Source organism: Paraburkholderia bryophila, assembly GCF_003269035.1.
Taxonomy (GTDB): domain Bacteria; phylum Pseudomonadota; class Gammaproteobacteria; order Burkholderiales; family Burkholderiaceae; genus Paraburkholderia; species Paraburkholderia bryophila.
The window spans coordinates 123699-134722 of record NZ_QLTK01000022.1; the positions used below are offsets into that span (position 1 = coordinate 123699).

Sequence of the window (11024 nt, forward strand, 5' to 3'; positions counted from 1 at the left end):
TCCCGTTGGACCACTCATGAATCGTTACCCCCTCTGGAAATACGCCGTGATGCTGGTGGCTCTGGTCATCGGCCTCGTGTACACGCTGCCCAACCTGTTCGGCGAAGCGCCGGCGGTGCAGGTGTCGAGCGGCAAGGCAACGGTGAAGCTCGACTCGACCACGCTGTCGGCTGTCGAAGCCGCGCTCGCCGCAAATCAGATCAAGCCTGACGACGTCACGTTCGACAACTCGTCGACCAACGCGAACATTCGCGTGCGTCTGCCGGACACCGACACGCAACTGCGCGTGAAGGACCTGCTGCAAAAGTCGCTGAACGCCGACCCGACCGACCCGCAATTCGTCGTCGCGCTGAATCTGCAAAGCGCGTCGCCGCACTGGCTGACCGCCCTGCATGCGTTGCCGATGTACCTCGGTCTCGATCTGCGCGGCGGGGTGCACTTCCTGTTGCAAGTCGACATGGCCGGTGCGCTGAACAAGAAGCTCGACTCCGACGCGTCCGACGCACGCACGCTGCTGCGCGACAACAACATCCGCGACGGCGGTGTGAACCGCGTGAACCAGACGGTGGTGATCAATTTCGCCGACCAGGCCACGGCGGACGCCGCGCTCAAGCAACTGAGCCGCGGTATCGGCGAACTCCAGTGGGCCTCGCAAACCGGCACCGACGGTAGCGTGCAACTGGTCGGCACGTTCACGCCGGCCGTGCAGAAAACGGTGCAGGACGCCGCGCTCAAGCAGAACATCACCACGCTGCATAACCGCGTGAACGAACTCGGCGTGGCCGAGCCGGTGATCCAGCAGCAAGGCGCCGACCGCATCGTGGTCGAACTGCCGGGCGTGCAGGACACAGCGAAGGCGAAGGACATCATCGGCCGTACGGCAACGCTCGAAGCGCGTCTGGCCGATCCGGTCAACACGCATCCGCAACCGGGCGACCCCGTGCCGCCGGGCGACGAGCTGTTCACGCAAGGCAACCAGACGCCGGTGCTGCTGCGCAAGCAGATCATCTTCACCGGCGACCGGATTATCGACGCGTCGGCAGGTTTCGACGAGCATCAGCGTCCGTCCGTCAACATCCGTCTGGATTCGGCGGGTGGCCGCGCGGTGCGTAGCGTGTCGCGCGATAACATCGGCAAGCCGATGGCCATGGTGCTGTTCGAAAAGGGCAAGGGCGAAGTGCTGACGGTGGCGACCATCCAGTCGGAACTGGGCGACCGCTTCCAGATCACCGGCCAGGCCACGCCGCAAGGCGCCGCCGACCTCGCGCTGTTGCTGCGCGCCGGTTCGCTGGCCGCGCCGATGGACATCATCGAAGAACGCACCATCGGCCCGAGCCTCGGCGCGGACAACATCAAGAAGGGCTTCCACTCCGTCGTGTGGGGCTTCGCGGCAATCGCCGTCTTCATGATCGCGTACTACATGCTGTTCGGCGTGATCTCGGTGATCGGCCTGTCGGTCAACCTGCTGCTGCTGATCGCGGTGCTGTCCATGCTGCAAGCCACGCTCACCTTGCCGGGTATCGCCGCTATCGCGCTCGCGCTCGGTATGGCGATCGACTCGAACGTGCTGATCAACGAGCGCGTGCGCGAAGAACTGCGCCACGGCGCGCCGCCGCAACTGGCTATTCAGAACGGCTACGCGCACGCCTGGGCGACGATTCTCGACTCGAACGTCACCACGCTGATCGCCGGCCTCGCGCTGCTCGCCTTCGGCTCCGGCCCGGTGCGCGGCTTCGCGATGGTCCACTGTATCGGCATCTTGACGTCGATGTTCTCGGCCGTGTTCTTCTCGCGCGGTCTCGTGAACCTGTGGTACGGCGGCAAGAAGAAGCTGAAGTCGCTGGCCATCGGTCAGGTGTGGCGTCCGGAAACGGCGCCCGCGGGCGCTTACCTCGGTAACGAAGACGCCGACACCGACACCGCGCAAGCCGTCGCCGCCGTGACCGCCAGGCCCAAGGGCAAGGCGGCCGCAGCCCAGGCACGCGCAGCCGGCAAGCCGACGGTGCGCCGCCGCAATGCGGACGCTTCGAACGCGACGCAGAACACGCCGCAGAAACCGGGTTCATCCCGCTGAGTCCCGGAGAACTAGACCATGGAATTTTTCCGTTTTCGCAAAGACGTTCCGTTCATGCAGCGTGCGTTGATCTTCAACGCGATCTCGCTGCTGACGTTCGTTGCCGCTGTATTTTTCCTGCTGCATCGCGGGCTGCATCTGTCGGTGGAATTCACCGGCGGTACAGTCGTCGAAGTGCAGTATCCGGGCGCGGCACCCTTGGAACCCGTGCGCGCCAGTCTGGCCAGGCTCGGTTATGCCGACGCGCAGGTGCAGAACTTCGGCACCTCGCGCGACGTGCTGATCCGTCTGCCGCTCAAGCAGGGCTTCACGTCCGCGCAACAGAGCGATCAGGTGATGGGCGCGCTGAAAACCGACACGCCTGACGTGCAGTTGCAGCGCGTCGAGTTCGTCGGTCCGCAGGTCGGCAAGGAACTCGCCACCGACGGCCTGCTCGCGCTCGCGTGCGTGGTGGTCGGCATCGTGATCTACCTGTCGTTCCGCTTCGAATGGAAGTACGCCATCGCCGGCGTGATCGCGAACTTGCACGACGTGATCATCATTCTCGGCTTCTTCGCGTTCTTCCAGTGGGAGTTCTCGCTGTCGGTGCTGGCTGCGGTGCTTGCCGTGCTCGGTTACTCGGTGAACGAATCGGTGGTTATTTTCGACCGGATTCGCGAGACCTTCCGCCGCGAACGCAAAATGACCGTGATCGAAGTGATCAACCACGCGATCACCAGCACGATGTCGCGAACCATCATCACGCACGGTTGTACGCAGATGATGGTGCTGTCGATGTTCCTGTTCGGCGGCCCGACGCTGCACTACTTCGCCCTCGCGCTGACGGTCGGTATTCTGTTCGGTATCTACTCGTCGGTGTTCGTCGCCGCGGCGCTCGCCATGTGGTTCGGCGTGAAGCGCGAAGACCTGCTGAAGGACAAGAAGGAACGCACCGATCCGAACGACCCGAACGCGGGTGCGCAGGTTTGATCGGGTTGTCGTTGTAAAGCTGAAGTACAAAGCAGAAGGCCGGTTCTCGCGAACCGGCCTTTTTCGTTTACCGCGCTGGGGTTGTCGATCGTGCCGATCGTGCCGATCGCGACGCCATCGCTCTAGCGGAAACCCAGCTTGCGACGCGCCGCCATCAATGCCACCAGGCTGATCGCCGCGGCAAAAATCATGTAGAAGCTAGGGGCCGTCTTCGACCCCGTCACGCTGATCAGCCACGCGATGATGAACGGTCCAAAGCCGCCGAAGATCGTCACCGCAACGTTATAAGCCAGCGACATGCCGGTCGTGCGCGTCTGCACCGGAAACATCTCCGACAGCAAACCCGGCAACGCCGCAAAGTAGCCCGTCATCAGGAAGCCGAACACGATCTGCATCGCGATCAAGGTGCCGAACGTCGGATGCGCGACCAGATACACGAAGGCCGGATTGATCAGGATCAGCAGCAGCAGCGCCGAGGTCAGCATGATGGTGGTGCGCCCATGCCGGTCCGACAGATGCCCGACCATCGGCGAGAACACCATCTGGATCAAGCCGGTCAGCGCAATCGCCGAGAACGCAACCGATGGTGCAAGCCCCAACTGCTTCACGCCGAACGTCGGCATGAACAGCACCAGATACGTCGACACGGTGCCGAGCACCACCACGCCGATCGCAATCAGGAGCCGCAGTTTCTGACTCGCGAAGGTGTCGCGCAGCGGCGTCGTGGTCGTTTCCGCCGCGAGAAACTCCGGCGTTTCGTCGAGCTTGGTGCGGATGTACCAGGCCACTGGCCCGATCAGCAAGCCGAAGAAGAACGGCACGCGCCATCCCCATGACGCCATCTGGTCCGGCGACAGCTTGCCCGTCAACAGCACGCCGAAGCCGGCGGCCAGCAACGTGGTCAGCCCCTGGCTCGCCACCTGCCAACTCGCGAAAAACCCACGCCGCCCCGGCACGTGTTCCGCGAGAAAGGCTGTCGCGCTGCCGAACTCGCCGCCTGCCGAAAAGCCTTGCATCAGACGCGCCAGCACCAGGATCACCGGCGCGGCCAGACCAATGCTCTGGTAGGTCGGCAGAATCGCGATGATCAGCGTGCCGCCCATCATCAGCAGGATCGACAGCGTCAGGGCCGCCTTGCGCCCCGCGCGGTCGGCGTATGCGCCGATCACGATCGCGCCGAGCGGCCGCATGAAGAACGACACGCCGAACGTGCCGAGCGTGAGCAGCAGCGAAACCGTGTCGTTACCAGCCGGAAAAAACAGCTTCGCGATAATCACCGCGAAGAAACCGTACACCACCAGGTCGAACCATTCCAATGCGTTGCCGATCGAGGCGGCGACCACCGCGCGCCACGAATTCTGCCGGCTCCCCGAGAGGCTTGCTGCTGTCGTTGCGTTCATGCAGATCTCCAGTTCGCGCGAAATATTATTAATGTAGGCCTGATTTCCGAACTTGCCCGAACTTGCCCGACTGGATGCGCGCACAACCAAATCGATGCCAGCGCTCTATGTACCCGAAAAAATAAACCGAGGCGAGCGGCAATTTCCCGATGCCCGTCGCATAAGGCTTGCAGCGTTCGTCGCGGGCAATAAAAAAACCGCTGCGTCGCCGAAGCGAACGAAGCGGTTTTTTTGCTGCGCCGCAACGGCGTGGTATGACGCCAGTGCGAACTGCTGGCGGGTTGCTGGCGGGTTGGCGGCGATTTGCTGGCGAGTAACTCGCCGGTTACTGCTTGATGCCTTCGGACTGGATATGCAGCTTCGTATCCATATTGAAGCCGTACTTCGTGCCGAAATCCATGCCGTAATCGGCGCGGTTGAAATGCGCGCTCGCCTCCACGCCGCACACTTCGCGCTTGAGCACCGGATGCTGCATGCACTTGAACGAATCGATCGTCAGATTCAGCGGCTTGGTGACGCCGTGCATCGTCAAGCTACCGATCACCTGAACCGGCTTGTCGCCGTCGAACTTGATGTCCGTGCCTTTATAGGTCACTGCCGGATACTTCGCGACATCGAAGAATGCGTCCGTTTTCAGATGCTCGTCGAGCTTCGTGTTGCCGGTCTCAACCGAGGCGGGGTCGACCGTCACGTCCACCGTGCCGGTTTTCGCCGCGCGGTCGAGCGTGACCGTGCCCGAGCTCTTGGTGAACTTGCCGCGCCACACCGACAGACCGCCGAAGTGATCGGCCTCGAAGCTCGGATACGTATGCGTCGGGTCGAGCTGATAGGTATCGGCCGCGAAAGCGCCGATCGAGAAAGCAGAAGCCAGCGCGCCGACGGCGATCAACAGAGAGGTTTTCAATTCATGCTCCCAGGTTCTTGTTAGACCGTGAACTTCACGAAGCGAGCTCACTTGCGTGCCGCAACGATATGAAACTTGATGACCACGTCATCGGCGACCACCGACGTGTCCTTCCACTCGCCGGTGCCGATGTCGAACTGCGAGCGCCTGATCGGCAGCGAGCCGTCGAAGACCTGCTGGCCGCCTTGCTGCGTCACCGTAACCGGCACCACGACCGTCTGCGATTTGCCCTTGATGGTCAGCTTGCCGGTGACCTTGAACTGGTTGCCGCCGGTCGGTGCAATCGCGCTGGAGACGAACGTGGCGCTCGGATAGGTCTTCGCATCGAACCAGTCCTTGCCGCGTACCTGGTCGTTGTAGCTCTCGTCGCCGAGATCGTAGCTGCCCACGTCGATCGTGAACTGCGCGCTGCCCTCGGCCGGTTTGGCCGGGTCGAACTTGACCTGCGCGGTGAATTTACCGAACTTGCCTTCCACCGGCACGTTCATCTGCTTCGAGGTGGCCGTCACCGTGCTCTTCGCGACGTCGACCTGGGCGAGCGCGCTGCCGGCCGCGGTCAGCGAAGCCGCGGCGAAGGCGGCGAGCATGTAGCGATAAAACGAGACCTTCATGTTTATCCTTATTTGAGGAAAGGGAGCATGCGCGACAACAGACCGTCGCGGTCCAGCCATTGATGCTTGAGCGCAGCCACGACATGCAGCGCGACCAGCACGAGCAAGGTGTAATTCAGCGTGATATGGATCGTCTTCAGCAGTTCCTTCAGATGCGGATCCGGCGCGATCAGACGCGGCAGCGGGATCAGCCCAAGGTAGACCACCGGCACGTTGGCGGCCGAGCTGTACAGATAGCCGGAAGCGGGAATCGCGATCATCAGCACATACAGCAGCAGATGCACGAGATTCGCGGCGCCGCGCTGCCAGGTCGGCATGCGGCGCGGCATGGGCGGGGCGGCGTGAGTGGCGCGCCACAGGATGCGCAGCACCGCGAGCGCGAACACCGTCACGCCGATCCACTTGTGCCACGAGAAGTAGCGCAGCTTGGCGGGCGTGAAGCCGGGGATATCGGTCATCACCCAGCCGAGCGCGAAGCCGCATACGATCAGCAGCGCGATCAGCCAGTGAAAGGCGATGGCGGTCCGCGTGTACGACTCCCGGCCAGCGAATGAAGGATTGAGTGCCATGACAGGTCGACGCAAGCTAAGAGAGGTAAACGGCGCAACCCGCCCGGTTGTTCCCGGCGCCGCTGCGAATGGCATCGGCGCGCACCGCCCGAACCAACCGGCTGCGGCGCATGCCAAGGCCGCATGCTACCCCAAGCGCAAAAAGCTGGCTGCGGGCAATGAACGGCCGATGAACAGGCGAAGGCGCCGGGCTCCCGGTGCAGATGCACCCCGTATTGAACAATAAGGGACCGAGAGTGTCAGAAGGATGCGAATTCAATATGAAACTGCATGAATAAAACCGCTGCCGACATCGCTGCAAAGCCCGCCCGGCGGCCTCCCACGCAACCGCCGATGCGGCGCGGGAGCGCGTTTGGTACTATTGCTGCACCCATTTTGTCCGCCTCGCGATAAAAACCCGGCATAGTCTCGCTCCCCTTCACCGTCAGCCCTCTGCCGTATGGAACAAGACAATCTGATCGCGTGCCATGAATGCGATACGCTGTTCCGCAAGCCACGGCTTGTGGGGCGCACATCCGCGCGCTGTCCGCGCTGCGGCGCGACGCTGTATCGCGGCATCTCACGCAAGCTCGACAAAATCAGCGCGATGACGCTGGCCGCGCTGATCACTTTCCTGATCGCGCAGGGTTTCCCGATCGTCGAACTGGAAACCAACGGCATCACGTCGCAGACCACGCTGTTCGGTGCGCTGATGGCGCTCTGGGGCGAGGACATGCAGATCGTCGCGGTCATGGTGTTCTGCTCGACCATTCTGTTTCCACTCACCGAGTTGCTAGCGCTGCTCTATGTGCTGATCCCATTGCGCGCCGGCTACGTGCCCGCCGGCTTCAACCGGGTGCTGCGCGCGATCCAGTTCGTGCGTCCGTGGGGCATGATCGAAGTGTTCATGCTCGGCGTATTGATCACGATCGTGAAGATGGTGAGTCTCGCGCGCGTGATTCCCGAAGCCGCGCTGTTCGCGTTCGGCGTGCTGACGTTGATGTTCGCGGTGGTCGTCACGTTCGATCCGCGCATTCTGTGGGATCTCGCCGACGAACTCGGCGACCGCAGCCAGCGTCCGCTGCCGCGCACTTCCGCCGATAGCGCCGCGGCCCAGCTCAACGCGCAGGCCGGCCCGCCCGCGCCGCCCGAGATACGGGACGCGGATCACCCCGTGGATCACCCCGCGGCACGCGCCGGATTGCCGCCAGGCGCGCCGCCTGAGCCGCGTCGAGGATGAGCCCGCGATGAAATACCTCTCCGCGAAACGCGCGGGTCTGGTGAGTTGCCATGCATGCGGCCGGGTCGAGCCGCGCATCCGCTCCGTCACGCCGCAGCACTGCGGACGCTGCGGCGCGCGCCTGCATTCGCGCAACCCGGACAGCCTGATGCGCACATGGGCGCTGTTGATCGCCGCCGCGCTGCTGTATATTCCCGCGAACCTGTTGCCGGTCATGCACACCGCGTCGCTGCTCGGTTCCGAGGACGACACCATCATGAGCGGTGTCGTGTACTTCTGGACATCGGGCGACTGGCCGCTCGCGGTGATCGTGTTTATCGCCAGCATCATGGTGCCGATGCTCAAGCTGAGCGTGCTCGTGCTGCTCACTGTCACCGCGCAGCGCCGTTCGCGCTGGCGGCCCGAGCAGCGCACCGTGCTTTACCGGATGGTCGAGCGGATCGGCCGCTGGTCGATGCTCGACGTGTTCGTCGTCACGCTGACCGTGGCGCTGGTGCGCTTCAAATCGCTTGCCGTCATTACGGCCGGACCTGGCGCGATCGCTTTCGGTTCGGTGGTGATTCTGACCATGATGGCGTCGATGCAATTCGATCCACGGCTCATCTGGGACAACGTGGAAAGCCGTACTAAAAAACCTCAGGACCCCGATCATGACTAGCCCGCAAGGACCGACGCCCGCTTCCGATGATGCGCCGCGCAACGATTCGAACGGACCGAAGCTGCCGCCCCAACTCCCGGACCCCGACATCGAGCCGCGCAGCCGCTGGCTGCCATCACTCGTCTGGGTGATTCCGCTGATTGCCGCGCTGATCGGCATCGCGCTCGTGATCAAGTCGGTGACCGAGAAAGGCCCGACCATCACGATCAGCTTCATCAGCGCCGAAGGGCTCGAGCCCGGCAAGACCAAGGTCAAGTACAAGGACGTCGATGTCGGCTCGGTGAAGACCATCACGCTGTCGAAAGATTTGTCGCACGTGCTGGTGCAGGTGCAGTTGACCAAGGAAGGCGAAGACTTCGCGGCCAAGGATTCGCGCTTCTGGGTGGTGCGGCCGCGGGTCGGCGCGAGCGGGGTGTCGGGGCTGACCACGCTGCTTTCCGGCGCCTATATCGGCGCGGATGCCGGACATTCGCCCGATACCGAGAAGAACTTCGTCGGTCTTGAAACGCCGCCGCCAATCACCGGCGACCAGAAGGGCCACCAGTTCATCCTGCACGGCGACTCGCTCGGCTCGATCGACATCGGCTCGCCGATTTTCTATCGACGTGTGCAGGTCGGCCAGGTAGTCGGCTTCTCGCTCGACAAGGACGGCACCGGCGTGACGATGCAGGTGTTCGTGTCCGCGCCGTTCGACCAGTACGTCGGCACCAACTCGCGCTGGTGGCATGCGAGCGGCGTCGATCTGCGGCTCGATTCCAGCGGTTTCAAGCTGAATACGCAGTCGCTGGCAACGGTGATCGTCGGCGGTTTGTCGTTCCAGTCGCCGCCTGGCCAGGGGGTGGGCGCGCAGGCGCCGAACAACATGACGTTCCGCCTCGGCTCCGACGAAGCGGATGCGATGCGTGAACCGGACGGCGTGCCGTTGCGTGTGGTGATGAACTTCAACCAGTCGCTGCGTGGGCTGTCGGTCGGCGCGCCGGTCGACTTCCGCGGCATCGTGCTGGGGCAGGTGACGAACATCAACATCGACTACGATCCGAAAACCCGTAGCTTCACGATGCCGGTGACGATGAATCTGTACCCGGACCGCCTTGGCAAGCGCTTCCGCGAAACCGCGCCGACGCCGGGCACGCTCGCCGGTCAGACGCTGCTGCAACAATTGGTCAAGCATGGTTTGCGCGGCCAGTTGCGCACCGGCAATCTGATTACGAGCCAGTTGTACGTGGCGTTGGATATCTTCCCGAAGGCGGCGCCGGCAACCGTCGACGTGGCAAGCGATCCGCTCGAACTGCCGACGATTCCGAACACGCTCGACGAGTTGCAACTGCAGGTGGCGGATATCGCGAAGAAGCTCGACAAGGTACCGTTCGACCAGATCGGCAACAACCTGAACAGTGCGCTGAAGAACGCCGATCAACTGTTCACGCGACTCGACACGGAAGTCGTGCCGCAGGCGCGCGATACGTTGGCGGCGGCGAAGCAGACCTTCGGGTCGGCCGAGGCGACGTTGCAGCAGGATTCGCCGTTGCAGTCGGATGTGCATCAGGCGTTGCAGGAATTGACGCGGACGTTGCAGTCGCTGAACGCGCTGTCGGATTATCTGGAGCGTCATCCCGAGTCGCTGTTGCGCGGTAAAACAGGAGATAAACCATGATGTTTGCCCGGCTCCCCCGCTCGACGCGCGGGCTTGTGCGCGGTGCGGTTTTTGTCGGCGCTTTGGCCGGCGTGATGGTGGTGGCGGCGTGTTCGTCGCCGTCCAGCCGGTTTTATACGTTGGGGGTGGATGGTTCGGCGGGGGACGTCGCGGCGGTTAGCGCGCGAACTTCTTCGGCTGCGCCGGGCTGGTTGATCGAGGTCGCGCCGGTGGATGTGCCGCCGCAGGTCGCCAAGAATCAGATGGTCGTGCAGACCGGGCCGACTCAGGTCAAGGTGCTCGAGGATGAGCGGTGGGCATCCTTGCCGGGGGATGAAATTCGGCGGGCTTTGTCCACTAGCCTTACGCAGCAGCTCAATACGATTGATGTGTATGGGACTGCGAGGTCGGATTCGGCTGCGGTTTATCGGGTTAGCTTGAATGTGCAGCGATTTGAGTCCTGGCCGGGGTCGCATGCGCTGATCGACGCTGTCTGGAGTGTGCGGGCTGTGCGGAGTGGGGCTGTGATGACCTGTCGGAGTGTTGTTAGTGAGCCCGTTGGCGGGGGCTATGACTCGCTGGTTGATGGGCATCGGAAGGCTTTGATGCAGGTTTCTTTGCAGGTGGCGGCTGCTGTGCGGAGTATGGTGGCGGTTTCTGGTTCTGGTGCTGGTTCTGCTGCTTCGCAGAGTCGTGGGGCTGGTAAGAACGCTGTCGGCGCTGTTGTTGTGCCGGGTTGTCCCTCTGAGCCGGGGACTGTTGCGGCTGGAGGGTGATGGTTGGGGCCATTTTTCCTGCGCGGCGCTTTTGGTTGCTCGCTTGCGGGGTTGGCCTTTCCTTGCTTTGTTAGTGGTCTATTAGCGTTGCCCCTGTGCGGGGCGGCACTCACTTTGAACCTGTCCGCATTTTTGTGTGCGAGGCGGTTTAAAGATTTCTAGCCACGTGCGAGCGTGAAGCGCTCGCCAAACAGGATAGCAAACTGGTTCA

General features: G+C 62.9%; 10 protein-coding genes. 6 read left to right on the forward strand and 4 right to left on the reverse strand.

The features are described from left to right. Positions 1-16 precede the first annotated feature (16 nt). Together secD and secF are read left to right on the forward strand one after the other, a co-directional pair. Positions 17-2074 (forward strand): protein translocase subunit SecD, encoded by a 2058-nt coding sequence (gene secD, locus BX591_RS26085; protein WP_111934202.1) that lies wholly within the window; start codon positions 17-19, stop codon positions 2072-2074. 18 nt (positions 2075-2092) lie between these two features. Continuing rightward, positions 2093-3043, forward strand: coding sequence for a protein translocase subunit SecF (gene secF, locus BX591_RS26090; RefSeq protein ID WP_111934203.1), 951 nt, complete (start codon positions 2093-2095; stop codon positions 3041-3043). A 122-nt stretch (positions 3044-3165) separates the two neighbouring features. Here the strand turns inward: secF and BX591_RS26095 are convergent, their stop codons facing one another. The 4 genes from BX591_RS26095 to BX591_RS26110 form a co-directional block, all read right to left on the reverse strand. Then, on the reverse strand, positions 3166-4443 hold the full coding sequence (locus BX591_RS26095) for an MFS transporter (RefSeq protein ID WP_111934204.1): 1278 nt from the start codon (positions 4441-4443) through the stop codon (positions 3166-3168). A 325-nt stretch (positions 4444-4768) separates the two neighbouring features. Next, on the reverse strand, positions 4769-5335 hold the full coding sequence (locus tag BX591_RS26100) for a YceI family protein (protein WP_111934218.1): 567 nt from the start codon (positions 5333-5335) through the stop codon (positions 4769-4771). A gap of 59 nt (positions 5336-5394) precedes the next feature. Continuing rightward, on the reverse strand, positions 5395-5958 hold the full coding sequence (locus BX591_RS26105; RefSeq protein ID WP_111934205.1) for a YceI family protein: 564 nt from the start codon (positions 5956-5958) through the stop codon (positions 5395-5397). An 8-nt stretch (positions 5959-5966) separates the two neighbouring features. Next, complete coding sequence (locus tag BX591_RS26110) at positions 5967-6527, reverse strand: cytochrome b (RefSeq protein WP_111934206.1); 561 nt, start codon at positions 6525-6527, stop codon at positions 5967-5969. 439 nt (positions 6528-6966) lie between these two features. Between BX591_RS26110 and BX591_RS26115 the strand changes: the two genes are divergently transcribed. Genes BX591_RS26115 through BX591_RS26130 form a run of 4 tightly spaced genes read left to right on the forward strand, consistent with a single transcriptional unit; the run spans position 6967 to position 10813 of the window. Continuing rightward, the gene (locus tag BX591_RS26115) at positions 6967-7746 is read left to right on the forward strand and encodes a paraquat-inducible protein A (RefSeq protein ID WP_111934207.1); all 780 of its coding nucleotides are present in this window, start codon (positions 6967-6969) and stop codon (positions 7744-7746) included. A gap of 7 nt (positions 7747-7753) precedes the next feature. Continuing rightward, positions 7754-8404, forward strand: a complete 651-nt coding sequence (locus BX591_RS26120) for a paraquat-inducible protein A (RefSeq protein WP_111934208.1) — start codon at positions 7754-7756, stop codon at positions 8402-8404. Continuing rightward, positions 8397-10058 (forward strand): PqiB family protein, encoded by a 1662-nt coding sequence (locus BX591_RS26125; protein ID WP_111934209.1) that lies wholly within the window; start codon positions 8397-8399, stop codon positions 10056-10058. The genes BX591_RS26120 and BX591_RS26125 overlap by 8 nt, the downstream gene beginning before the upstream one ends. Continuing rightward, positions 10055-10813 (forward strand): PqiC family protein, encoded by a 759-nt coding sequence (locus BX591_RS26130; RefSeq protein WP_111934210.1) that lies wholly within the window; start codon positions 10055-10057, stop codon positions 10811-10813. The genes BX591_RS26125 and BX591_RS26130 overlap by 4 nt, the downstream gene beginning before the upstream one ends. Positions 10814-11024 lie beyond the last annotated feature (211 nt).